The organism is Pseudoduganella sp. LjRoot289 (genome assembly GCF_964252925.1).
In the GTDB taxonomy this organism is placed as follows: Bacteria; Pseudomonadota; Gammaproteobacteria; order Burkholderiales; family Burkholderiaceae_D; genus Rugamonas.
Genome location: NZ_CAXUPN020000001.1, coordinates 5217680 through 5240532 on the forward strand (window position 1 = coordinate 5217680; position 22853 = coordinate 5240532).

General features: G+C 68.1%; 21 protein-coding genes. 5 read left to right on the forward strand and 16 right to left on the reverse strand.

What is annotated here, in order from left to right; genetic code table 11:
• Positions 1–7 precede the first annotated feature (7 nt).
• The 4 genes from astD to astC all read right to left on the reverse strand — a co-directional run bounded on the left by astD (position 8) and on the right by astC (position 4954).
• Entirely contained in the window at positions 8–1495 is a 1488-nt protein-coding gene (astD, locus tag ACSQ8Y_RS22430) for a succinylglutamate-semialdehyde dehydrogenase (protein ID WP_436268636.1), read from the reverse strand.
• The gene (gene astA / locus ACSQ8Y_RS22435; RefSeq protein WP_436268637.1) at positions 1488–2537 is read right to left on the reverse strand and encodes an arginine N-succinyltransferase; all 1050 of its coding nucleotides are present in this window, start codon (positions 2535–2537) and stop codon (positions 1488–1490) included. Before astA ends, astD begins: the two co-directional genes overlap by 8 nt.
• Before the next feature lie 23 nt (positions 2538–2560).
• On the reverse strand, positions 2561–3592 hold the full coding sequence (locus ACSQ8Y_RS22440) for an arginine N-succinyltransferase (protein WP_436268638.1): 1032 nt from the start codon (positions 3590–3592) through the stop codon (positions 2561–2563).
• A 126-nt stretch (positions 3593–3718) separates the two neighbouring features.
• A complete protein-coding gene (gene astC / locus ACSQ8Y_RS22445; RefSeq protein ID WP_436268639.1) occupies positions 3719–4954 on the reverse strand; it encodes an acetylornithine/succinylornithine family transaminase in 1236 nt (411 codons plus the stop codon).
• 246 nt (positions 4955–5200) lie between these two features.
• Here astC and ACSQ8Y_RS22450 point away from each other — a divergent pair, with 246 nt between their 5' ends.
• A complete protein-coding gene (locus ACSQ8Y_RS22450; protein WP_436268640.1) occupies positions 5201–7096 on the forward strand; it encodes an ATP-binding protein in 1896 nt (631 codons plus the stop codon).
• Positions 7097–7114: 18 nt separating this feature from the next.
• Here the strand turns inward: ACSQ8Y_RS22450 and ACSQ8Y_RS22455 are convergent, their stop codons facing one another.
• Together ACSQ8Y_RS22455 and ACSQ8Y_RS22460 are read right to left on the reverse strand one after the other, a co-directional pair.
• Positions 7115–8053, reverse strand: a complete 939-nt coding sequence (locus ACSQ8Y_RS22455) for a GlxA family transcriptional regulator (RefSeq protein WP_436268641.1) — start codon at positions 8051–8053, stop codon at positions 7115–7117.
• Between the two features lie 36 nt (positions 8054–8089).
• Entirely contained in the window at positions 8090–9004 is a 915-nt protein-coding gene (locus tag ACSQ8Y_RS22460; protein WP_436268642.1) for a DMT family transporter, read from the reverse strand.
• Positions 9005–9122: 118 nt separating this feature from the next.
• Between ACSQ8Y_RS22460 and ACSQ8Y_RS22465 the strand changes: the two genes are divergently transcribed.
• The 4 genes from ACSQ8Y_RS22465 (at position 9123) to ACSQ8Y_RS22480 (ending at position 12109) form a co-directional block, all read left to right on the forward strand.
• A complete protein-coding gene (locus ACSQ8Y_RS22465; protein WP_436268643.1) occupies positions 9123–9563 on the forward strand; it encodes a MarR family winged helix-turn-helix transcriptional regulator in 441 nt (146 codons plus the stop codon).
• Between the two features lie 50 nt (positions 9564–9613).
• Positions 9614–9898, forward strand: a complete 285-nt coding sequence (locus ACSQ8Y_RS22470; RefSeq protein ID WP_436268644.1) for a hypothetical protein — start codon at positions 9614–9616, stop codon at positions 9896–9898.
• 102 nt (positions 9899–10000) lie between these two features.
• On the forward strand, positions 10001–10837 hold the full coding sequence (locus tag ACSQ8Y_RS22475; RefSeq protein ID WP_436268645.1) for an HDOD domain-containing protein: 837 nt from the start codon (positions 10001–10003) through the stop codon (positions 10835–10837).
• A gap of 81 nt (positions 10838–10918) precedes the next feature.
• Positions 10919–12109 carry a pyridoxal-phosphate-dependent aminotransferase family protein gene (locus ACSQ8Y_RS22480; protein ID WP_436268646.1) on the forward strand — a complete coding sequence of 397 codons (1191 nt, stop codon included), beginning with the start codon at positions 10919–10921 and terminating at the stop codon, positions 12107–12109.
• 19 nt (positions 12110–12128) lie between these two features.
• Here ACSQ8Y_RS22480 and ACSQ8Y_RS22485 read toward each other — a convergent pair whose 3' ends face one another.
• From ACSQ8Y_RS22485 to secF, 10 genes are all read right to left on the reverse strand, one after another.
• A complete protein-coding gene (locus ACSQ8Y_RS22485) occupies positions 12129–13388 on the reverse strand; it encodes a hypothetical protein (RefSeq protein WP_436268647.1) in 1260 nt (419 codons plus the stop codon).
• Between the two features lie 4 nt (positions 13389–13392).
• A complete protein-coding gene (locus ACSQ8Y_RS22490) occupies positions 13393–13746 on the reverse strand; it encodes a DUF6384 family protein (RefSeq protein ID WP_436268648.1) in 354 nt (117 codons plus the stop codon).
• Positions 13747–13761: 15 nt separating this feature from the next.
• Positions 13762–15159 (reverse strand): hypothetical protein, encoded by a 1398-nt coding sequence (locus tag ACSQ8Y_RS22495; RefSeq protein ID WP_436268649.1) that lies wholly within the window; start codon positions 15157–15159, stop codon positions 13762–13764.
• On the reverse strand, positions 15159–16586 hold the full coding sequence (locus ACSQ8Y_RS22500) for a DUF6384 family protein (RefSeq protein ID WP_436268650.1): 1428 nt from the start codon (positions 16584–16586) through the stop codon (positions 15159–15161). Before ACSQ8Y_RS22500 ends, ACSQ8Y_RS22495 begins: the two co-directional genes overlap by 1 nt.
• Entirely contained in the window at positions 16587–17723 is a 1137-nt protein-coding gene (locus ACSQ8Y_RS22505; protein WP_436268651.1) for a merozoite surface protein 3b, read from the reverse strand.
• An 83-nt stretch (positions 17724–17806) separates the two neighbouring features.
• Positions 17807–17974, reverse strand: a complete 168-nt coding sequence (locus ACSQ8Y_RS22510; RefSeq protein WP_436268652.1) for a hypothetical protein — start codon at positions 17972–17974, stop codon at positions 17807–17809.
• A 4-nt stretch (positions 17975–17978) separates the two neighbouring features.
• Positions 17979–18638 (reverse strand): glutathione S-transferase family protein, encoded by a 660-nt coding sequence (locus tag ACSQ8Y_RS22515; protein ID WP_436268653.1) that lies wholly within the window; start codon positions 18636–18638, stop codon positions 17979–17981.
• A gap of 64 nt (positions 18639–18702) precedes the next feature.
• Positions 18703–20811: a TonB-dependent siderophore receptor gene (locus ACSQ8Y_RS22520; RefSeq protein WP_436268654.1), complete on the reverse strand. Its 2109-nt coding sequence runs from the start codon at positions 20809–20811 to the stop codon at positions 18703–18705.
• A gap of 247 nt (positions 20812–21058) precedes the next feature.
• A complete protein-coding gene (locus ACSQ8Y_RS22525; protein WP_436268655.1) occupies positions 21059–21754 on the reverse strand; it encodes a helix-turn-helix transcriptional regulator in 696 nt (231 codons plus the stop codon).
• A gap of 63 nt (positions 21755–21817) precedes the next feature.
• The gene (gene secF, locus ACSQ8Y_RS22530) at positions 21818–22849 is read right to left on the reverse strand and encodes a protein translocase subunit SecF (RefSeq protein ID WP_436268656.1); all 1032 of its coding nucleotides are present in this window, start codon (positions 22847–22849) and stop codon (positions 21818–21820) included.
• Between the last annotated feature and the right edge of the window lie 4 nt (positions 22850–22853).

Here is a 22853-nt window from a genome sequence, read left to right on the forward strand (position 1 = left end):
CGGTTCCTTAGAAGTTCATGCCGGGCGACAGCTTGGCCGGCATTTCAAGCACGCCGTTCTCGATCGACGCGACCGGGTAGGCGCAGTAGTCCGCAGCATAGTATGCGCTCGGACGGTGGTTGCCGGACTTGCCGACGCCGCCGAACGGCGCGCTGCTGGCCGCGCCCGTGGTCGGACGGTTCCAGTTGACGATGCCGGCGCGGACCAGCGCCTGGAACCTGGTCCACAGCGCTTCGTCGTTCGAGATCAGCGCGGCGGCCAGGCCGTACTCGGTGGCGTTGGCAACCTTGATGGCACTGTCGAAATCGTCCACGCGCACGATCTGCAGCAAGGGGCCGAACCATTCCTCGTCCGGAATGCCGACCGCCCTGGTGGTGTCGACGATGCCGGCCGAGACGAAGCCGGTGCCTTCCTGCAGCTGCTTCATTTCCAGCAGCAGCTTGCCGCCCTTGGCCACCATGTCGTGCTGCGCCTGCACCAGGCGCGCGGCGATGGGCGCCGACACCACGGGGCCCATGAAGGGCTGCGGCTCGGCGCTGGAGGCGCCCACCACCAGTTTCGAGGCCACGTCCACCAGGCGGCGTACGAAGGCGTCGCCCGCCGGGCCGGTCTGCACCACCAGGCGGCGCGCGCAGGTGCAGCGCTGGCCGGCCGAGATGAAGGCAGACGACACGGCCATGAAGACGGCGGCGTCGACGTCCTTCACGTCCCACACCACGAGCGGGTTGTTGCCGCCCATTTCCAGCGCCAGCAGCTTGCCGGTCTGGCCGGCGAACTGGCGGTGCAGCGCGGCGCCGGTCTGGCTGCTGCCGGTAAACAGCACGCCGTCGATATCCTTGTTCTGCCCCAGCGCGATGCCGGTGTCGCGGCCGCCGTTGACCAGGTTGACCACGCCGGCCGGAATGCCGGCCTGCTGCCACAGCTGCACGGTCTTGACGGCGGTGCGCGGCGCATATTCGCTCGGCTTGAACACCACCGTGTTGCCGGCGATGAGGGCAGGCACGATGTGGCCGTTGGGCAGGTGGCCGGGGAAGTTGTACGGGCCGAACACGCCGAACACGCCGTGCGGACGGTGGCGCAGCACGGCTTCGCCGTCGGCCACTTTGCTGCGCGTCTCGCCGGTGCGGGCGCCGTAGGACTGGATCGAGATGTCCACCTTGTTGGCCATGGTGGTCACTTCGGTGCGCGCCTCCCACAGCGGCTTGCCGACTTCCTCGGCGATCAGCAGCGCCAGCTCTTCGGCGTTTTCCTTGAGCAGGTCGCGGAAGCGGGTGACGATGGCCACGCGCTGCGCCAGCGGAGTCAGCGCCCAGCCTTCGAAGGCGCCGCGGGCCGCCCGCGCGGCGGCGGCGACGTCCTCGGCGGTCGCTTCGCGGCTGGCCCAGGTCTGCCTGCCGTTCGACGGGTCGACGGTCGCCAGTTCGGCGCCGTGGCCGGCGGACCACGCACCGGCAATGAAGTTGCTCAAGGTGTTGTTCAGGGCTTGTTCAGACATTGCTGTTCTTCCTAGCGTTAAGTGTGAGGGTGCGCACGACGTCGCCCGCGCGCACGCGCAGCAGTTTCTGGTCGCCGGCGGACAGGTCTATCCTGCCGCTCACCGAGGCGGCTTCGGACAGGATCATGCGGAAATCCTTCAGGGTGGTGTTCGACACCAGCAGCGGTTCGAGCTGCGGCGCGCAGGCATGTGTCATGTCCGAATCGACATCGACCACGGACAGCGCGCTGTCGCGCACGGCCCGCAGTTCGGACACGCGGCCCTGCAGCACCGGCCCGGCGTCGAAGATGTCGACGTAGCCCTCGAAGTGCATGCCCTCCTGCTCCAGCAGGCGGCGCGCGGGCGCGGTGGAGGTGTGGACCTTGCCCACCACGTCCTGCGCGTCCTGCGGCAGATAGGCCACGTACAGCGGCTGGCGCGGCATCAGCTCGGCGATGAAGGACTTCTTGCCCTGCGCGGTGAGCTGGTCCACATGGTCGAATTCCATCTTGAAGAAATGGCGGCCCAGGCCTTCGTAGAACGGCGAGCGGCCGGACGACTCCTGGTAGCCGCGCATCTCGGCGATCAGTTTTTCGGTGAACAGGTGCGGGAACTGGGCGATGAACAGGAAGCGGCATTTCGACAGCAGCTTGCCGTTGTTGCCGGTGCGGTAGTCCGGGTTCAGGAACAGCGAGCACAGCTCGGTGCTGCCGGTCAGGTCGTTGGACAGGTACAGCGTCTCCATGCGCGTAAACACCTTCAGTTCGCGGCTGGAGTGCACCAGGGTGCCGATGCGGTAGTTGTAGAACGGCTCATCCAGGCCTACCGCCCCCTTGATGGCGCACACGCCGGCCAGGCGGCCGTTTGCGGTGTCTTCCATCACGAACATGTAGTCGCGCTGTTCGGGCGGGATGGTTTCGGCGAAGGACGCGACGGCGATGGCCAGGCGGTCGCCCAGCATCGTCATGTCCGGCTTGAGCGTGGTCATGCCCGAGCCGACCTGCAGGGCCATGTCATACAGGGCGTCCAGGTCGGTGGCTTGTATGGCGCGTACTACTAGCATAGGTTTCTCACAAAAAATCGGACTTAGAGGCGGACGCAAATCACGTTGCCGCCTTCGGCGACCTGCAGCGTTTCCTGCACTTCAAGCGGCAGGGCGATGGTGACGCCGCCTTCGATGGCCGGCACCGCCACCACCACGGCGCGGAATTCCTGGCCTGCGTTCGCGGCCACCGCGTACGGCACCAGCGGTTCGCCCGCGCGCGAAGGACGCGGCGTGGCCACGGTGCGCTGCAGCGACGAGGTGCAGGTGCGCAGCGCGTGCTTGTGCGCCTGCAGGATGGGGCCGCCGTCGAAGATGTCGATGTAGTCGTCCGCTTCGAAGCCTTCGGCCGTCAAGAGGTTGAAGGCCAGTTCGCCGGACGGATGGATCTGGCCCATCACCGCCTGGGCGTCGCCCGGCAGCAGCGGCACATACACCGGGTAGTGCGGCATCAGTTCGACGATGAGGGTGCGGTTGCGGGCGCCGCCTATGGTGCGTTCGGCGTCCAGGAAATCCATCTGGAAGAATTTGCGGCCGACGGCGTCCCAGAACGGGGACTCCCCCTCGGCGCTGGTCACGCCCGCCAGCGGGACGAAGAAGCGGTCCGCGAAGCGCTGCGGCGCCATGGCGGCGAACAGCAGGCGCGCGCGAGAGAGCAGGGCCGCCTCGGGACGGTCCTGCACGGCTTCATCGACGTAGAAACTGGATAGCTGCGAATACGCGGTCAGCTCGGAGCACAGCGTCAGGGCGTGCACGCTATGGCTGATGTTCAGGTCGCGCGAGACCTGCTGGATCACGTCGTTGCGGAACGAAAAATAAGTGCCGTTGGAACCGGCGGAGGCGAAAATGGAGGCGGTGCCGGCGATGCTGCGGTCGGCCAGGGATTCGAGCACGAACAGGTACGATTCCTCGCTCGGGATATCGACGTGGGCGCTGAAGGATGCGATCGAAGCCTCGACCGCCAGCGCGATTTTGTCGCGCGTCTTGGGCAAGGTATGGACACCCGGCATGCTTACCGCAGCCAGCTTTTCCAGCGCCGCGATATCCGCAAGTTCTACCGGACGGACAACATACATGGGGACTCCTTTGTTTTCAACTTACGGATGCTGGCGACGGCATGTCATTCCCGCGAAGGCGGGAAGCCATACACCGCCAGCATTTGCCAGCCAGGTATGGGTTCCCGCATTCGCGGGAACGACACATCAAGCCAGGCTGTCGAGCGCGACTCGCAGCAGGCGGCCGGCTTCGGCGATCTGCTCGTCGCTCACCACCAGCGCGGGCGCGAAACGCACCACGTCGGTGCCGGCGATCAGCACCATCAGGCCTTGCGCTTCGGCCGCCTTCTGGATGTCTTTCGACTTGCCCTTCCAGGCGTCGGCCACCACCACGCCCAGCAGCAGGCCGCTGCCGCGCACCGTCGACAGCATGGCCGGGTAGTCCTTGGCCACGCCTTCGAGCAGCGCCACCAGCTTGGCGGACGCCTCCTTCACGCGCGCCAGGAAGGCCGGCTGGTTGATGATGCTCACCACGGTCAGCGCCACGCTGGCGGCCAGCGGGTTGCCGCCGTAGGTGGTGCCGTGACTGCCCACGCCCAGCGCCGCCGCCAGCTCGTTGGTGGTCAGCATGGCGCCGATCGGGTAGCCGTTGCCCAGCGCCTTGGCCGAAGTCAGGATGTCCGGGGTGATGCCGTAGCCCTGGTAGGCGAACAGCTCGCCGGTGCGGCCCACGCCGGACTGCACTTCGTCGAAGATCAGCACGGCGCCGGTCTTGTCGCACAGGTCGCGCAGCTCTTGCAGGAAGGCCTGGTCGCCCGGGACCACGCCGCCCTCGCCCTGGATCGGTTCCACGATCACGGCGCAGACGTCGTCGCCGATGGCGGCGCGCGCCGCTTCGATGTTGTTGTATTCGATGTGGTCGATCGCCGGCGGCAGCGGCTCGAAGCCTTCGGTGTACTTGGACTGGCCGCCGACCGACACGGTAAACAGCGTGCGGCCGTGGAAGGAGCTGAAGCACGACACGATGCGCGACTTGTGCTCGCCGAATTTGGCATGGGCGTGCTTGCGGGCCAGCTTCAGGGCCGCTTCGTTGGCTTCGGCGCCGGAATTGCAGAAGAAGGCGCGGTCGGCGAAGGTCGCTTCGGTCAGGGCCATGCCCAGGCGCAGCACCGGCTCGTTGGTGTAGCCGTTACCCAGGTGCCACACGGTGTTGGCCTGTCTGGTCAGGGCCTCGACCACCACCGGGTTGCAATGGCCCAGCGCCGTCACGGCGATGCCGGAGGTGAAGTCCAGGTAGTGCTTGCCGTTCTGGTCCCACAGGTCCAGGCCCGATGCGCGCACGGGCACCATCGCGGCCGGCGCGTAGGTTGGCACCAGTACTTCGTCAAAAGTCTGCCGGGTGACAGGGCGGGTGGTAACAGTCGAATCAAGCTTTGCGTTCATGGCATTCCCTATCAATGTATAGAGGTACGGCCGCAACCAGGCGGCCACGGGTGGTACGACATTATAAAAAGCGGGATGCTAAAACTCTTTTGCGGATGCGACAAGGATTTTCATTTTTCAGAACTATGCGGCCAAGCCGCTTGCGCGCCCCCGCATTGTGCACTCTCCGCTAGAATCTGCGAAGAAACTCTCTCCAGGCGAAATACTCGGCTATCCTGTTCCGTACGGTCTTGCCCAAGGTTTGACATGCAAAAAGCGAGAATACTGCTGGCAGGCTGGCTGGCCGCCATCTGGCTGCTGGCGGGCGCCGCCCAGGTCCCCGCCAGCGCGCCCGCCGGCGGCGTTCCGGCAGCGGCGGCGCCGCCGCGCGCCCTGTCCCTGACGCCAGCCCAGCGCGCCTGGCTGGCGGCGCACCCGGTGCTGCGCGTGGCGATGGACGCCGGCCGGGCGCCCGTCGAATGGCGCGGCGAAGACGGCGTGCAGCGCGGCATCTCGGTCGATTTCCTGCAACGGATGGAGGCCATGCTGGGCGTGCGCTTCGAGATCGTGCCCAGCAAGAGCGTGGCCGACCAGCTGGCCAGGGTGCAGCGCAGGGAGGTCGACATCGTGTCCGCCATCACCCAGTCGCCCGAGCGCAGCATCTACATGAGCGTGACCGGCTCCATGATGAGCACGCCCATCGTCATTTTCAACCGGGTCGGCTCGCCGCCGCCCGGCGGGCTGGGCGGCCTGGTGGGCAAGCGGGTCGGCGTGTCGGCGCGCACCCGGGTGGCGGAGCTGCTCAAAATCCATTGGCCGGCCATCGTCACAGTGCCCACCGATAACTTCTCGCAGGCAACACAGCTGCTGCGCAGCGGCCAGATCGACGCCTTCGTCGGCCCGCTGCTGACCGGCACCCACCAGCTGGTGGAGCAAGGCGCGACCGATATCCGCGTCGCCGGCGAAACGGATTTCCGCTACGACATCGGCTACGGCGTGCGCAAGGACTGGCCCGAACTGCTGTCCATCCTCGACCTGGCGCTGAGCGCCATCCCGGGCACCGAACGCGACGCCATCCGCCAGAAATGGTCCACCGTGCAGTTCACGCACGAAACGGACTACCGGCCGCTGGGCGCGCTGCTGGCGGCGGTGCTGGTGGCGGTGGTGTTCATCGTGCAGCTGCGGGTGATGGTCAAGCGCCGCACCGCCGAGCTGCAGCGGGAAGTGTCGATGCGGCGCGCGCGCGAGGACGAGATCCAGCTGCTGAACGCGGCGCTGGAACTGCGCGTGGAACAGCGCACCGAGCAACTGAGCCTGGCCAACGAGGAACTGCGCCTGGCCGCCGACCAGTTGCTGCAGACCGAAAAAGTGGCCTCGCTGGGCCGGCTGGTGGCCGGCATCGCGCACGAGCTGAACACGCCGCTGGGCAGCACGTTGACGGCCGCCACTTCGCTGCGCGACCTGGTGCGCGACTTCGGCCAGGCGCTCGCCAGCGGCGGGCTGCGCCGCTCGCAGGCCGACGCCTTCGTCCAGCAGTGCGCGCAGGCCTGCGGCATCATCGAGCGCAACGCCTACCGCGCCTCCGCGCTGATCGACAATTTCAAGGAGATCGCGGTGGACCAGGCCAGCGTGCGGCGGCGCCGCTTCGGCCTGGCGCACATCGCGCGCGAAGTGATCGCCACCCACCACAATGCATGGAAGAACACGCAGCACCGGGTGGAACTCGACATCGCCGAGGACATCGAGCTCGACAGCTTCCCCGGCCCGCTGGCGCAAGTGCTGTCCAACCTGCTGGAAAACACCCTGCTGCACGGCTTCGCCGGCCATCCGGGCGGCGTGGTGCACATCGACGCCACCGTGCAGGGCGAGCGGGTGCTGCTGACCTATGCGGACAACGGCGCCGGCATCCCGGCCGCGTTCCGCAACAAGGTGTACGACCCCTTTTTCACCACCCGCATGGGCCAGGGCGGCTCCGGCCTGGGGCTGTACATCGTGCAGAACCTGGTGACGGGCTTGCTGGGCGGCGGCATCGCGCTGCACAGCGAGGAGGGCCAGGGCACGCGCTTCGACCTGAGCCTGCCGCTGGTGGCGCCGGTGCCCACCGACCGCACCGCCAGCGCCGCGCACGGCATCGTGGCGCTGCCGGCCGAGACGCGGGGATAGTGCGCCGGCAGCACGTCACTAGCCGTTGAGCTTGCGCTGCCTTTCCTCGCGCGGCGTGTTGCCGAACAGGGTGCCGAAGGCGGTCGAGAAATGCGAACCGGACGAGAAGCCGCACATCAGGCCCACCTGCACGATGGAGGAATTGGTTTCCAGCAGCAGCTGGCGCGCGCGCTGCAGGCGCAGCTCCAGGTAGTAGCGCGACGGCAGGCTGCCCAGGTATTGCTTGAACAGGCGCTCCAGCTGGCGCCGCGACAGCCCCACCAGGTTGGCGATGTCGTCGGTCGACAGCGGCTCCTCGATATTGGTCTCCATCAAGGTGACCGCCTCCGACAGCTTGGGCTGCAGGGCGCCGAAGCGCGCCTGCAGCGCCACCCGCTGGCGCTCCTCGTGCCCGCGCACGCGGTCGATGCACAGCGCCTCCTTGACCTCGGCCTGCACATTGGCGCCGTACAGCGCCTCCACCAAGGTCAGCGCGAAGTCGGCGCTGGCGGCGCCGCCGCAGCAGCTCAGGTGGACGCCGTCGATCTCGAACAGGTGCGGGGTCAGGATGGCGCGCTCGGTGACGCTCTCGGTGTCGGCGTACAGCGCCCACGGCAGGGCGATGCGCACGCCGCCCATCAGCCCCGCCTCGGCCAGCCACAGCACGCCCGCGCCCACCCCGCCCCAGAAGGACGCGGCGCGCAGGCGCTCGATGACGGCGCGGCACAGCACGGGCGGCAAGGCTTGCTGGCTTTCGTCGGCCACCAGCAGCGCCAGGTGCCAGCCGCCGGCGCCGCCGTCCGCCAGCTGCTGCGGGCTGCGGACGTCGAGCTGGAAGCGGGGGCCCACGCTGCGCGCGGCAAGGCGCAGCGGCTGGACCAGGCCGGCCCAGGTGAGACAGTCCGCTTCGCCCGCGTTGACCAGCAGCACGCGCAGCGGCTGCTCCTGGGACAGGCGGGACAAATTGGCAAACGGCATCGGCGGATCTAAGCTAGGCGGTTCGGTGGATCAGGTTTATTCGGGCGCGAGCGCGGTGGGAGGCCGCGCCACGTTCCATTGGCTCACTATCATACCGGAGATCAACAATACCGCGCCGAGCAGCCCGCTCCAGGCCAGGGTTTCGCCCAGCCAGAAATAGCCGAAAATGGCCGCGCAGCCCGGCTCGAAGGCGTAGATGACGGCCGCCTCGTTGGCCGAACTGTGGCTCTGGCCCCAGGTCTGCAGCGAAATGATGAGGGCGGTGGCCACCACGCCCAGGTAGAGCAGGTTCCAGCGGTACAGTTTGAGGCCCTGCCAGATGTATTCCCAGTAATCGCCCATGTCCTGCGGCGCCGCCACCGGGCCGCGCGGCACTTCGCGCAGCGCGATCCACAGCGCGGCGCACACGGCCACCGTGCAGATCTGCGCCGCCGTCAGCGACATCAGGCGCTCGGCCTTGCGGGTGTAGACCTCCATCAGCTTGATGTAGCAGCCGAAGGTCAGCGCCGCCAGCAGGGCCAGCGTGTCGCCCCGGCCCCAGGTGAAGGCGCCGTCCCAGCACAGCGCGAACAGGCCGGCCAGCGCCAGCGCCAGGGCGGCCACGATGCGGCGCTCGGGCATCTTGCCCAGGAACACGCCCAGCAGCGGCGGCACCAGCACGTTCAGGCCGCAGACGAAGGCGTTGCGGTTGGAGCTGGTCAGCGCCAGGCCCTCCACCTGGAACAGGTAGCAGAAGAACAGCAGCACCCCGCTGAAGAAGCCGTAGCGGGCGTCGGCCCACGAGGCGCGCAGCAGGAAGGGCGACAGGATCACGCTGGCCAGCGCGAAGCGCGATACCACGATCCAGTTGGTGGACAGGTAGTTGGTCATGTCCTTCATGGCCGGGAAGGTGGTGCCCCAGACCAGGGTGACAAGCAGCAGGGCGGCGATGCCGCGGGCGTGGTTAGGCATGGGAGGCTATCTGTTTTTAATATTATTAAATCAACCGGCCGTCGTAGTGTACCGCGATTGCCCGCGCGCAGCAGGCCCGGGCGGGACATTCGCGGCGCGGGCGCTATAATCATGGTCTATGGGTGATCGATATTTGAAAAGTATCCGGCTGCTGGCCGAATGCATGCAGGGCTTTGAGCGCCTGTCGGGCGAGCACGTCCGGCAGTGCGGGCTGACCCATGCGCAATTCGACATCATCGCCACGCTGGGCAACACCGAAGGCATGTCCTACAAGGAACTCGGCGACAAGACCCTGATCACCAAAGGCACGCTGACGGGCGTGATCGAGCGCCTGGAGCAGAAAGGGCTGGTCGCACGCGAACGCAGCCTGGACGACAAGCGCTCGTGGTTCATCCGTCTCAGCCCGCAAGGCGAGCAAGTGTTCCGCGACGTATTCCCCAAAGTCGTCGCGCGCGGCGGCAAGGTGTTCGCCCGCTACAGCGACGACGACTTCGCCGCCCTTGAAAAAACCCTGTCCGGCCTCAAAGAAGTGATATCGGCAGGCGGCGTCCGGGATTGAGCGCAAGCGGGCCCCGGCGCCCTCCCCCTCTACAACACGAAGGAACGACATTGAAAACCTCCCTGCTCGAAGGCAAAAAGCCTGCGAAATTCGACAAGCACATCATCGGCAACCTGCTGCTCAACGTCGCCACCCCGGACGAAGTGCGCCAGGAAAAGCTGCTGATCGGTGTGCGCAATGAAGAAGGCGAAATCTACCGCCTGATCGGCGCGACCAAGCACAACAGCTTCATGAACGCGATCGAAGAACTGTTCGACCTCGGCCTGGTGGACGAACTGCAAGACAGCGAAGGCACCAGCGAAGGCTGCGACGCCATCTTCAGCGAAGCAGACTAAAGGATTTGTCGGGCGTCCCGGTCTGGCGCATAATTTGCGGGAATGTTAAGCAATGTGACATAATTAAATTCCACACGGCAATATTCTGGGTATAATTTCCCAATGGACAGACTGGACGCCTTCAAGCATATCGCTGCTCAAGCGAGCCGGGGGGAACTTGCGTTTCCCACCAATGTGAACGCGTCGATCCGCCTGCAGGAGGCGCTGGCCGACCCCGACTGCCACGTCGAGGCGGCCGCCAAGCTGATCCAGGCCGACCCGCTGCTGGCCGCGCGCACCGTGGCCATCGCCAACTCGGTGGCCTACAACCGTTCCGGCACTGAAATTTCCAGTGTGCGCTCGGCCGTCCAGCGGCTCGGCGTGCGCACCCTGCAATCGCTGGTGGCCGCCCTGATCGTGCGCCAGCTCGGCAGCAAAATCACCGATCCCGCCCTGAAAGCCATGGCCAGCCAGCTGTGGCAGCACACCGCCCACGTGGCGGCGCTGGCGCAGGTGATCGCGCGCCGCGTCACCAATGTCGATCCCGACACCGCGCTGTTCACCGGCATCATCCATGAAGTCGGCGGTTTCTACCTGTTGTCGCAGGCCGAGGCCTACCCCGGCATCATGGAGGGCGAGCCGGAGGACTGGGTCGAGCATGGCGAAGTGGAGATCGGGCGCGGCGTGCTGCGCAAGCTGATCGTGCCGGAAGCGGTGATGCAGTCGGTGGAGGCGATGTGGAACGGCCTGCGCGCGCTGCCGCCGGAAAACCTGGGCGACACCCTGCTGCTGGCCAACGACCTGGCGCCGGTCCCCTCCCCGCTGCACCAGCGCCCCGGCGCCACCACCCCGGCGTCCGCCCGCACCATCGACTTCGCCGTGGGCGAAGGCACGCTGGACACCATCTTGCGCGAATCGGCCAACGAAGTGCAGTCCCTGTTCGCGGTGCTGATGCTCTGAGGCGCACCGAGGGCCGCCTCCAGCGCCGCCCGGCTGGCAATGCTATAGTTGTTGCAACATCAACTCCAGCTTAAAGCCGCCATGTTCTCCCCACCGACCGTAGACAGTATCAACTCCCTGCTCCCTTCCGAACCGCTGCTGATGATGGGCGCCGGCCCGGTGCCGATACCGCACAGCGTGGCGCAGGCCAATTCCATCGTCATCAACCACCTCGGCGGCACGATGGCGAAGATCATCCACCAGATGAAGGAAATGGCGCGCTATGTGTTCCAGACCGAATCGCGCTGGATACTGGGCGTGGCGGGGCCGGGTTCGGCGGCGATGGAAATGAGCGTGGCCAACCTGGTGTTCCCCGGCACCCGCGTGCTCAGCGTCTGCAACGGCTACTTCGGCCGCCGCTTCGCCGAGATGGCGAACCGCGTCGGCGCCCAGGTGGAATGCCTGGACGTGCCGGACGGCGAGGCGGCCCAGGTGGCGGCCGTGCGCGCCCACCTGGAGCGCTTCCGCCCCGACGTGCTGACCATCGCGCAGGGCGAAACCTCGTCCACCGTGTTCAACATCCACCTGCCGCAGATCACCCAGCTGGCGCGCGACTACGGCTGCTACGTGATCGTGGACGCGGTCTGCACGCTGAGCACCATGCCCTGCGAAATGGACAACTGGAAAATCGACGCGGTGGTGACGGGCGGCCAGAAGGGCTTGTCCTCCATCCCCGGCGTGTCGCTGATCGCGTTTTCCGAGCGCGCCTGGGAGCGCATCAACGCCCGCCCGGCGGCGCCGCCGCACTGGTGCCTGGACGCCAAACTGGCGGAGCAGTTCTGGCACAACGCGTCCTACCACTACACGGCGCCGGTGTCGGGCATCCTGGCGCTGCACGAGGCGCTGCACCTGATCTGCCAGGAGACGCTGGAGCAGCGCTTCGCGCGCCACCTGCGCTGCTCGCTGGGCCTGCAGCGCGGCGTGGAGGCGATGGGGCTGACGCTGTACGGCGCGCCGGAGTCGCGCCTGAATTCGGTGGTCGGCATCGTGGTGCCGGAAGGGATCAACCGGGCCGAGATCTGCGAGCAGATTTCGCTCAAGTACCGGGTCGAGATTTCCGGTTCGTTCGGCTTGAACATCGTGCGCATCGGCCAGATGGGCGAACAGTGCCGCGCGCACCACCTGTTCCGCACCCTGCACGCGCTGGGTTCGACCATGAAGGACCTGGGCGCGGACGTGGACGTGGCAGCCGGCGTGGCGGCGCTGGAACGGCAGCTGCAAGGCGCGCTGTAGTCGTCCCCAAACGCGGCCGCTAGCGGGGGCCCGCGCCCCAATCCGTCTCGCCGTAGCGGAACTTCGGCCGCAGTTCGCGCGCGTACTGCTGCAGTTCGCGCGTGACGGCGCCGGCGGACAGTTCGCCGTTCATGTAGCGGGCGATCAGCTGCGGCAAATCCAGCCCGTCGCGGTAATCCAGTTCCCTGGTGCCGATGAAGCCGCCGCGCCGCAGGTCGTCCTCCAGCGCCTCGGCACGCTGCGCATCCGCCTCGGCGTGCGCGCGCGCGGCCAGCGCACGCTCGTAGTCGCGCCGGCTGGCCGCCAGCTTGTCCTGCAGGTTGACGATCTCCAGCACCAACCTGTCGTCCTCCGGGCTCGGCGTGGCGCGCGCCTGCGCGATCAGGTCCGTGACCGGCATCGCCTTCAGCCCCGCCGCCTGCAGCTCCTGCGCCCGCAGATAGCGCGCGTCGCGCCGCGCGGCGTAGTCGGCCAAGCTGGCGCGCACGCGTCGCACACGCTCGTCGGCCTGCCCGACAGCCGCCTCCAGCGGCGCCACGGCTTGCGCGATGCGCTCGGCGATGGTGGGCGGGGGCGGCGCGAACGACAGCCGGTCGAGCGCATCGCGCGCCTCCGCCAGCGCCTGGGCGCCGCGTTCGGCGCGCACCGGCAAGGCTTGCCGCATCGCCAGCAGGATGTGCTCGTTGCGGCGGTTGGCGTCGAAATTGCACAGGCCCGCCATCCACGCATCCTTGGCCGCCTCGTCGCCGTCGCGGCGGTAGGCGGCGGTGCCATAACCGGCCTCGCGCAGGAAGACGTACAGCTCGTCGCTGTCGTAGCGCGCCAGCTTGGCGCCGATCTCGGCCTCCAGTTCGGCGTTCATCGCCAGCAGCGCCTCGTGCGCCTGCTCGGCACGCTGGTAAGCCTCGCGGGCGGCCTGCAGCGCCTGGGCCATGTCCAGATGGGCGCCGGGCCGCAGCGCCGCCTCCCTGATCTCCGCGCCGCGCTGGCGGATGGCCGCGACGTGGTTGGCGATCTCGCTGTTGACGGCCTGCAGCTCGGCGCGCAGGGCCTGCTCCTCGTCGGCGCGGAAAGCCAGCTCGCGCTCCACTTCGGCGGCGACGCCGTCGTTCTGGTCCAGCTGCAGCGCGGCGACCTGCCGCAGCAGGCCGGAAATTTTTTGTTCCAGCGCGAGTTCGTCGCTGCTCGCCTCGGCGGCGCGCGCGTCGCAGCTTTCCAGCTTGCCCTGGTAGAGGCGCGTGTTTTCCGCGATGGCGGCGGTGAAGTCGGCGGCGAGCATGGGCTTATTTGACAAGGCGCGACAGCCACCGCATCCAGCCCGGCGCACGGCCCTGGCCGGCGCGCTGTTGGGCGCGCTGCAGGCTGATGTATTGCAACGCCTTGTCGCGCTCGGCGTCCTCGCCCGGACCGGGTTCGAACTCCAGGCGCTGGGCGAAATAGGCGCGCACGCCTTCGGCGATCAGCTCGTCGTCCACGACCAGGCGGCTGGCCGCGTAATACTCGCGGATGCGCTGCGCCACTTCGGCGCGCCGCTTGGGCAGATCGAGATGTTCGTCGACCACCATCTGCTTGTGGCGCAACGCGTCAACGATGGCCATCGCTCCCAGCTGCTCGCTCAGGCTTCCCTTTGCCGCCATTTCTGTGCTTCCTTCTTAAAAATTGTCGCTGCTGCTGTAGCCGCCGCCACCGCTGCTGTCGGACGAGGAAAAGCTGTCGGCCCCTGAGGTGGGACTGGACGACGCGTCTCCCGGCTGCTCCGCCCAGGCGCCGCTGCCGGCTCCGCTGACGATACCGATGCCAGCGCCGGTGCCGCTGCCCGAAGTATAGCTCCCCATGAAACGCACTTTGCGGTGGCGTTCCACCAGCACGTGCGCCGCGTCCGCGGAGAGCGCGCCGGACGCGTGATCGGCCATCAGCGCCTGCAAGTCCAGCTTGCGGCCGAAACTGTGCTCGACCACGCTGTGGCGGCCCGGCAGCGTGCGGCGCAGGCCGTCCGACAGCTCGTCCGCGCGCGCCAGCGCCAGCTTGGCCTGCAGGTAACGGCCGGACGCTTCCTCGTACTCCGCCCGCACCGCCGCGCGCTGCCGCGCCAGTTCGCCGATTTCCCCGGCCAGCGCCTCGTCCGCGCCCTGCGTTTTCTTCGTCTGCGCCACCAGCTGTTCTATGCTCTGCGCCTTCAGATAGTCCACCACCATGGCCTGCGCCGAGCGGTAGCGGGCATCGGTCTTGCTGGCGTAGGCGTCCAGCGTGTCCTGCACGCGTGCCGCGTCCGCGCGCAAGCGCCTGGCGGCCTCCTTGCGCGCATCCAGCCGCGCGTCGACCGAAGGCAGCCCCGCTTTTTCCGCCGCGGCGTCGGCCAGCATCTGCGCGTCGCGTTCGCAGCGCGCCACGGCAACGCCCAGGCTGGCGGCGCGGCGCGCCAGCTCGGCCTGCATGGACAGCAAAGTCTGTTCGGTCCGGTGGTTGACATCGAAGTGGCACAGGCGCGCGATCCAGCCGTCCAGGGCGCGGGCCAGGGCCGGCGCCGCGTAGCTGCCGCCGCCGTAGCCGCGCCGGCGCAGATAGTCGTACAGGCGGCCGGTCTGGAAAGCGGCCAGCTTGCCGCTGCACTCGCCGCTCAATTCTTCCAGGTCCGGCTTGAACGCGGCCTGCGCCGCCAGAGCCTGCTCGCAAGCCAGCGAGCGCCGCGCGAATTCGGGGTCGGCGCGCAACAGCGCGTCCGCCTGCGCACGCACGGCGTTGAATTCCTGGCGCACCAGTTCCTGGCTGGACAGCTCGGCGTCCAGGCCGGCGTTGATCTCGAGCAGACGGCCGCGCTCGCGCTGCTCGTCCGCTGCGCGCGCCGCCAGCTCCGCCCGGACCCGGTCGTCGAAATCCACCTGCAAGTCCAGCTGCAGCGCGGCCACGCGCGCCAGCCGCTCGGCCATGCGGCCGTCGCATTGCGCCTGGCGGGCGGCGATGCCGGCGCAGCGGCTTTCCAGCTCAGCCGCCGCGGCAGCCCGCGCCTTGCAAAAGTCCTTCAGTTCACTGGCAAAACGGTGCTGGTCCATCACCACTCCGTGATCATGTCGGGTTCGGGTTTGAGCGTGCGCGCGTAGTGCACCGTCAGCGTGTTGGCGGCTTTGCCGCCCATGTCCAGGCTGTCGACATGGCCGCTGGACTGCTTCTCGGCCTTCACCTTCAGGTACTCCTCGCGGCTGACGCGCACGCCCCATAGCTTGGCCCAGCCGCTGGCGCCGCGCTCCACGCTGCGCACCGGGGCCGGCACCGCGCGCCCGTCGGCATCGAGTGCTTCGACGATCAGATACCAGGACTTGCCGCCGGATGCGTTGTAGTTGCGCTCCACACCGGACCGTACGCCCTGGCGGTCAGCCACGCGTATCGTCAGCGGCAGGCGGGCGAACTCCAGCAGCGACCGGGCTTCGGCGGCCAGCGCCGTGACCTGCGCCGCGTCGAGGCGGGCGGCCGCGGCGGCGGCGGCCTGCCGCAGCGCCGCCACGCGCGCGCGGTCTTCCGCCGGCAGGCCCATCTTGTCAAACCGTGCGGAGGAGGCTTGCAAATCGCGCATATCGCCGGCGATGGTGCCGGCATCGGCCAGCTGGCGGCCCAGCACCAGCAGGCCGTCCATGGCGGCGGTGGCGCCAGCCCCGCCCGGCTGTTCCAGGTCGCGCTGAACGGCGCGCACCTGCCGCCGGATCGGCGGCGCCTCCCACTGGGCCGCTTCGCTGTACTGGCGCTGCAATTGCGTGAGACCGGAGCGCGCGGCCAGCAGCTGCTCCAGGCGCTGCAAGCGCCCCTGCCCCCGCTCCAGCAAGGCTTGCGCCGCCGCGACCTCGGCCCGGCGCCGGTCCACCTGCGCCAGGAAGGCGCCGCCGTTGCCGCGGCGGATGGCGTCGGGGTCGGGCAAGGCGCCCTGCAGCACCGGGGCGGCCTGGCTCAGGTCAAGCTGCGCCTGCGCCAGCAAGGGCGCGGCGGCGGCCAAGGGCGGCTGCGCGGCGGCGACCCGGCTGCCAAGTTGCCGCGCCAGCGCCCCGGCCTGCTTCTGGCGCTCGCGCGCCGCGTCCAGCGCGCCGGACAGCAGCACCACGCGCTCGCGGCCCGCCCGGTGCAGCCGGCTATCGTCGACATACACGGCACCAGCCCAGACGGCGGCGCCGGCCAGGCAGGCGCCCAGCGCGTAGCGCATGGCGCGTGCCTGCTCGCCGCGCCGCACATAGGCGCGCGCCAGCAGGCCGGCCAGCATGCCCGGCGTGGCCGGGACGAACCGCAGCCGGCCATCGAAGTAGGCGCGCACGCCCTGGCCGATCAACTCCTCGTCGACGGCGATGTTTTGCGCGGCGTAATAGTCGCGGATGCGCTGCCCCACCTCGGCGCGGCGGCGCGGCAGGTCGAGCTGCTCCGACACCACCATTTGCCGGTGGCGCAGTTCATCGATGAGCGCCATCGCCCCCAACTGCTCGGACAGCGCGCCGGCCATTTACACGCCCTTGTTCAGCAGTGCGATGAAGCGCTGCTTGCTGTCCTCGGTGGCGGCTTCGATCTCTTTCGACGTGCGCGTGGATTCTTCGCGCAGCTCCTCGATCAGCTTCAGGCTGCTGCCCTGGAACTCGACGATGGCGCTGGCCAGCGCGCTCACCGAACTCGCTTTCAGCGTCGAGCCGTAGCCGGCGCGCAGCCCCGCTTCGAGCTGCTGGCCGCCGGACTTGGCCAGCGTTTCCAGGCCCTTGTTGATGCCGTCGGTCATGGCGTCCATGGCGCTGGTGGTTTCCGCCAGGCCGGCCATCGAGGTAAACGACGCGGCCAGGCCGGTGAACACCACTTCATTGGTGGCGAAGAAGGTCACGGCGCGCTGGTAGATGCGCTCCTTGATGGTGTGGGTCTGCTGCAGGCGGGCGAACACCAGCTCGGCGGTGTTGTAGGAGGTCTTCAGGTCGTCGGCGATGTCCTTGACGATCTGGTAGGACTTGTCCTCGTCCTGCACCGCGCGCAGCGCCTCGTCACGCACCAGTTCCAGGCGCGCGCGCTCGACGGCGTCGGCCACATTCCCGGTGGCCTGGTTGGCCGCGTCCAGCGCCGCCTTGCGCTGCTCCAGCATGGTGGTGGCCACCTCCAGCACCTGCTGCGCGTCCACCTCGGACGACTTCAGCGCCATGCGGAAATCGCGGTAGGCTTCCAGGATGGCGTTCTCGCGCTGGATCTGTTCGTTGGCGGCCTTGGCCACGTCCAGGTAGGTGGCGCGGATGTCGTTGAAACGGTCCGGGATGGAGCCGCGCCGCATCTTCATCCAGCCCATCTGGATGCGCTTCTGGAAGTCCAGGCGGCCGTCCTCCATCCAGACGCTCATCTTTTCCGCGTCCTCGCGGATGGAGTTGAAGCCGGTGGTGATCTCGGCGTAGCGGGTCGAGATGTCCATGCCCTGGATCTGCTCGCGCACGGCGGCATTGAAGGTGGACGAGTACTGCAGCGTGGTGGCGATGGCCGTGATTTTCACGGCGTCATATTTCGACACCTTTTCCAGCAGGGGAATGACCGGCGCCGCCTCGCGATTGCCGAGGTTGACGCCGATGGTGCGCAGCGCATTGACTGCGCGGTCGAGGTAGCTGATGTTGTTCAATTCGGTTCTCGCAAGTGATGGATTTGCCAATCGGAAATTAGCGCTCCAAGACATCTTATAACAAAACCATCGTTGCGAAAATATCAGCCGGCACTGATGAGCTTGAGCACCGGTCTGGCCGCCGGCTGGGCGCCGGCGGGGAGGCTGGAGAGCAGCGGGGCGGAAGCGGGCCGGACCGCCCGGACCGCCTCGACGGGAGCGCCGGCCAGGCGCTGGCGCGACTTGCGCGCCGTGTCGCAAAGCAGGCACATGGCGTCAGGCCTGCCAGGCTTGCTGCTCGGTCTGCTGCCAGGCCGGCAACTGCTGCACCCGGCCGTACCAGGCCATCAGGTTCGGATAGCCGGCCAGCGGCAGCGTCGCCTTGTCGATGTACATGACCGGCGCGGCCAAGGCCAGGTCGGCCAGGGTCAGGCTGTCGCCCACCACCCACTGGCGGCCGGCCAGATGCTTGTCGAGCACGGTGGCGTAGTCGGCCAGCTCGCTCTCGCCGCGCTCCTCCTCCCTGGCGTCCGGACCCTGGCCGGTGACGATGCCTTTCCATACCCGCTCCCAGGTCAGCACGCCGATGGCGGGGGCGAAGTGCTGGCAGGCCCAGAACATCCAGCGGTTGATGTCGGCACGCACTTGCACGCCTGCCGGGTAGACCGTCTGGCCCGGCGTCTTCTCGGCCAGGTATTGCATGATGGCGCACGATTCCCACAGCAGGAAACCGTCGTCCTCCAGCACCGGAATCTTGCAGTTGGGATTGAGTTCGCCGAGGCGGCGGCGGTCGTCCTGGCTCATCAGGTTGATTTCGACGAATTCGACGTCGGCCTTCAGGTGGGCGGCCACCATGGCGACGCGGCGAGCGTTGGAGGAAATCACGTTGTGGTAGATGCGCATGTTGCTGTCTCCGTCGTTGGTTAATGCATCCATGATAAGACGCCGCTGCGACAGTTTCTGTCAGTAGCCTTTGGCAAGTATCGCGCAGCCGCCCTCCCTACAAATCAAGCTTCACGCCCAGTTTCACGGTGCGCGGCAAGCCCGCCGACAGGCGCGTGCCGCCCGCCGCCCAGTACTGCTTGCCGCCGGCGTTTTCCACGTTGATCTGCCAGGTGGCGCGCTTGCCCCAAACCGGCGCCGCGTAACGCGCGCCGGCGGCGAACAGCGTGGTGCCGCCCAGCCACGCCTGGTCCAGATCGTTCACCGGACGCTTGCCAGTGAAATAGGCGCCGCCGTTGAGCGACAGGCCGGGCACGGCGTCCAGCGTGTAGGACAGGAAGGCGCTGCCGGTCTGGCGTGCGGCGTTCTCGGGCAGCTTGCCGTCGTAGGCCGCGCCGATGCCGCGGAAGCGCGGGTCCAGCCACTGGGCCGAAGTCTGCCAGGCCAGCCGGCGCGTCAGTTGGCCCTGGGTCGACAGCTCCAGGCCGCGGTAACGCTGCCATCCGTCCGCCACAAAGCGGTTGGCGGCATTGGTGTAGTAGCCGGGACGCGCGATGTCGAACAGCGCGGCCGACAGCAGCGTGCCGCCGGGCGCGCGCCAGCGCCCGCCCAGCTCGCGCTGCCTGCTGACGCCCGGCGCCAGCCGCTCGCCCTGGTTGACGGTGCCGGCCGGCCCGGCCTCGCCCTCCTCCAGTCCCTGCGCGGCCGAGGCGTAGAAGGACAGCTGCGGCGCGGCCTTGTAGACCAGTGCCGCCATCGGCGCGGTCTTGGCGGCGTCGTAGCGCGCCGTGCCTTGCTCGCTGCGGTAGCCGGCGCGGCGCAGGCCGGCGACCAGCTGCCATTGCGCGCCCAGCGCCATACGGTCCAGCGCGTACAGCCCCGCGTCGCGCGAGGCCAGCGCGGCGCTGGTGGGTGCGGCCGGCGCCGCGCCCGGGACGATGGCGCCGGCCGGGCGGGGCTGGTACAGGTTCTGCGCCGCGATGAGGTAGCTGCGCTGGTAGATCGGGTCCTGGGTCTTGACGGTGCGGGTCGCGCCCAGCGTCAGTTCGTGCCGGATGGCGCCGGTGGCGAAGCTGCCGGCCAGCTCGGCGCGCAGCAGTTCGGACGCCACAATCGAAGTCTGCAGGTTGCCGTTGATGCGGCCCGCGCCGGTGGCCACGGCGGCGTTGCTATTGAAGCGGAAGATAGGCAGGCTGCGGTCGCGCTCGGTCTGCGAACGCCCGGCCTCCACGGTGAGCGCCCAGGCGTCGCCGAGCGCGTAGTCGGCGCGCAGCTGCGCGTTGAGCACGCGGGCGTCGAACACGGCGCCGGCCGGGCCCACCAGGCGGCGCGGATCGACCGCGCGCGGCAGCGGGATCGCGCCGTTGGCCGCGGCCGGCAGCGCAACGCCGGCCTGCTCCGTCACCCGGCGGCGGTCGTATTCCAGGTCCGCCTTCAGCAGCAGGCGCGGTGTCGCGCGCCAGTCGAACGCGGCCGAGGCAAAGCGCCGGCGGCCGTCGTCCACGCCATCGAGGTGGCTGCCCAGCGCGCCGCCCGCAACGTTCACGCGCAGGCCGAATTCGTTCGCGGCGCCGAAGCGGCGCGCCAGGTCGGCATGCACCACGGCGCTGCCGTTGTCGTCCAGCTGGAAGGCGATGCTGCTGACCGGCGCCGCGCCGGCGCGCCGGGTCACGAAATTGACCACCCCGGCCGGCGTGGTGAAGCCGTAGTACAAGGCCGACGCGCCCTTGAGCACCTCCACCCTTTCCTTGTTCTCCATCGCTACCTGGGAGAAGTTCATGATGGGCAGGGAACCGTTCAGGCGGTAGTTGGTGCGGTTCTCGACCGCGATGCCGCGTATGACCAGCTGGTCCCAGGTGTCGCCCGCGTTCTGCTGGCGCGTCACGCCGGCGGTGTTGCGCAGCGCGTCGTACAGGCCGCCCGCCGCCTGCAACTCGAGCACCTCGCGCGTGACGACGTTGACCGTCGACGGCGCGTCCATGATGCTGCCGCCCCGGAAGCTGCCCGCTTCCACTGTGTTCGGCACGAAACCCTGCGCGCGCGCGGCGGTGATGCGCACGGCTTCGAGCACAGGGTCCTCCTGGCACAGGGCGGCCCCGGACAGGGGCGCGGCGACCAGCAGGAAACTCAGGTGGATATAGCGGGGGCGGCGGACTGCATCAGGCATGGCGGAACTTTCAACGCGACAGTGACAGCCCCGCATAATAACGCAAACCAATACAAATGAGAATCATTCTCATGGCATATGCTTGCCTATGCCATTGAAACTCGGGCAAAAAAAACCCGCCGGGGAGCGGCGGGCGAAGTCCAAAACTAGGGATGTCCTGAAAGAGACGGTTCCACTATAAGGCCGCGCGGTTGCGCGCTCTGTGCGCCGCCTCACATAAAGCCAACACTGCGCGCTGACACATCGCTCACACTTCGTCGCCTATGCCGTTTTCGGCGCGCCAGGTCTTGAGCAGGGCGTGACGCGGGGTGGGATAACGCTCGGCAATCGTGTCGGCCGACTTGATGCGGTCCATGCGGAAATGCCGCAGCGCGCCGCGCATTTCGCAGAACGCGGCCAGCAGCCGCCGGCCTTCGAAATAGGCCAGCGCGAACGGCCACACCACGCGCTCGGAACCCCTGCCCCGCTCGTCGCTGTAGCAGATGCGCAGCTTGTGCTGGCGCCGGATCGCCTCGCGCGCGGGACGGATGTGCGGGTCGTCGGCCGGCTCGGCGTTCAGGCCGATCGGCACCCACAAACTGGTCTCGGCCATGTCGTCGCGCAAGTCCTTGGGCGTCGCGGTGGCGATCTTGGCCAGCGCGCTGCTGGCCGCCCTGGACAGGTCGGCATCGCCCTGGCGCTTGACCCAGCGCGCGCCCAGCACCAGGGCCTCGAGCTCCTCGGCGCCGAACATCAGCGGCGGCAGGAAGAAGCCGGCCCGCAGCAAATAGCCGACCCCGGCCTCGCCCTGCAGCGGCGCGCCCAGCTCGGCCAGGGTTTGCATGTCGCGGTAGATGGTGCGTTCGGACACGCCCAGCTGCTCGGCCAGCGCGGCCGCCGTGACGGGGCGGCGGCTGCCGCGCATGGCGTCCATCAGCTGGAATAGTCGTCCGGTTCGGCTCATCTCGCATCCTTATGAAAAATGCCGCCAGGCTTGCGCGTGGCGGCATCGTCGGGGGCTATGGATTTACACCACGGCGCCGTCGGTTTCGTCCTTCTCTTTGACCGGCTTGATCAGGTCTTCGCGCTTGACGCCCAGCCACATGGCCACGGCCGCTGCCACGAACACCGACGAGTAAATGCCGAAACAGATGCCGATGGTCAGCGCGACGGCGAAGTAGTGCAGCGTCGGGCCGCCGAACAGCAGCATCGACAGCACCATCATCTGGGTGCAGCCGTGGGTGATGATGGTGCGCGAGATGGTGGAGGTGATCGCGTTGTCGATCACCTCATGCACCGAGGCCTTGCGCTGCTTGCGGAAGTTTTCGCGGATACGGTCGAAGATCACCACCGACTCGTTGACCGAGTAGCCCAGCACCGCCAGCACCGCCGCCAGCACCGTCAGCGAGAATTCCCACTGGAAGAAGGCGAAGAAGCCGAGGATGATGACCACGTCGTGCAGGTTGGCGATGATGGCGGCGACCGCGTACTTCCACTCGAAGCGCACGGCCAGGTAGATCATCACGCCGATGACCACCATCACCAGCGCGTTCAGGCCGTCCTGGGCCAGCTCGTCGCCGACCTGCGGGCCGACGAATTCGACCTTGTTCAGTTGCACCGTCTCGGCGCCGGCCGCGTCCACGCAAGCGCTCTTGGCGATCTGCTCGCCCTTGGCGGAGACCGACTCGACCCGCTTGACCGACCCCTGGTCGGCCTTGCACAGCGCCTCGAACACCTTTTGCGAGGCGTTGGCGGCGTCCTTGCCCTGCGCGCCCTGCACGATGGGCAGGCGCAGCATGACGTCGCGCGCGGTGCCGAAGCTGGTCACTTCGGGCTGGTCGTAGCCCAGGCCTTCCACCGTGTGGCGGATGGCCTCGAGGTTGGCCGCGTGCGGGTATTTCACCTCCATCACGGTGCCGCCCTTGAACTCGATCGACAGGTGCAGGCCGTTGTGGAACAGGAAGAACACCGCCGCCACGAAGGTCAGCGCCGACACCACGTTGAAGACCAACGCGTGGCGCATGAAGGGGATGTCTTTTCTAATGCGGAAAAATTCCATGAGT

Coding starts and splice junctions, on each gene's coding strand:
- astD (WP_436268636.1), bottom strand. CDS start 1,495: ATGTCTGAACAAGCCCTGAACAACACCTTGAGCAACTTCATTGCCGGT.
- astA (WP_436268637.1), bottom strand. CDS start 2,537: ATGCTAGTAGTACGCGCCATACAAGCCACCGACCTGGACGCCCTGTAT.
- ACSQ8Y_RS22440 (WP_436268638.1), bottom strand. CDS start 3,592: ATGTATGTTGTCCGTCCGGTAGAACTTGCGGATATCGCGGCGCTGGAA.
- astC (WP_436268639.1), bottom strand. CDS start 4,954: ATGAACGCAAAGCTTGATTCGACTGTTACCACCCGCCCTGTCACCCGG.
- ACSQ8Y_RS22450 (WP_436268640.1), top strand. CDS start 5,201: ATGCAAAAAGCGAGAATACTGCTGGCAGGCTGGCTGGCCGCCATCTGG.
- ACSQ8Y_RS22455 (WP_436268641.1), bottom strand. CDS start 8,053: ATGCCGTTTGCCAATTTGTCCCGCCTGTCCCAGGAGCAGCCGCTGCGC.
- ACSQ8Y_RS22460 (WP_436268642.1), bottom strand. CDS start 9,004: ATGCCTAACCACGCCCGCGGCATCGCCGCCCTGCTGCTTGTCACCCTG.
- ACSQ8Y_RS22465 (WP_436268643.1), top strand. CDS start 9,123: ATGGGTGATCGATATTTGAAAAGTATCCGGCTGCTGGCCGAATGCATG.
- ACSQ8Y_RS22475 (WP_436268645.1), top strand. CDS start 10,001: ATGGACAGACTGGACGCCTTCAAGCATATCGCTGCTCAAGCGAGCCGG.
- ACSQ8Y_RS22480 (WP_436268646.1), top strand. CDS start 10,919: ATGTTCTCCCCACCGACCGTAGACAGTATCAACTCCCTGCTCCCTTCC.
- ACSQ8Y_RS22485 (WP_436268647.1), bottom strand. CDS start 13,388: ATGCTCGCCGCCGACTTCACCGCCGCCATCGCGGAAAACACGCGCCTC.
- ACSQ8Y_RS22490 (WP_436268648.1), bottom strand. CDS start 13,746: ATGGCGGCAAAGGGAAGCCTGAGCGAGCAGCTGGGAGCGATGGCCATC.
- ACSQ8Y_RS22495 (WP_436268649.1), bottom strand. CDS start 15,159: ATGGACCAGCACCGTTTTGCCAGTGAACTGAAGGACTTTTGCAAGGCG.
- ACSQ8Y_RS22500 (WP_436268650.1), bottom strand. CDS start 16,586: ATGGCCGGCGCGCTGTCCGAGCAGTTGGGGGCGATGGCGCTCATCGAT.
- ACSQ8Y_RS22510 (WP_436268652.1), bottom strand. CDS start 17,974: ATGTGCCTGCTTTGCGACACGGCGCGCAAGTCGCGCCAGCGCCTGGCC.
- ACSQ8Y_RS22515 (WP_436268653.1), bottom strand. CDS start 18,638: ATGGATGCATTAACCAACGACGGAGACAGCAACATGCGCATCTACCAC.
- ACSQ8Y_RS22520 (WP_436268654.1), bottom strand. CDS start 20,811: ATGCCTGATGCAGTCCGCCGCCCCCGCTATATCCACCTGAGTTTCCTG.
- ACSQ8Y_RS22525 (WP_436268655.1), bottom strand. CDS start 21,754: ATGAGCCGAACCGGACGACTATTCCAGCTGATGGACGCCATGCGCGGC.
- secF (WP_436268656.1), bottom strand. CDS start 22,849: ATGGAATTTTTCCGCATTAGAAAAGACATCCCCTTCATGCGCCACGCG.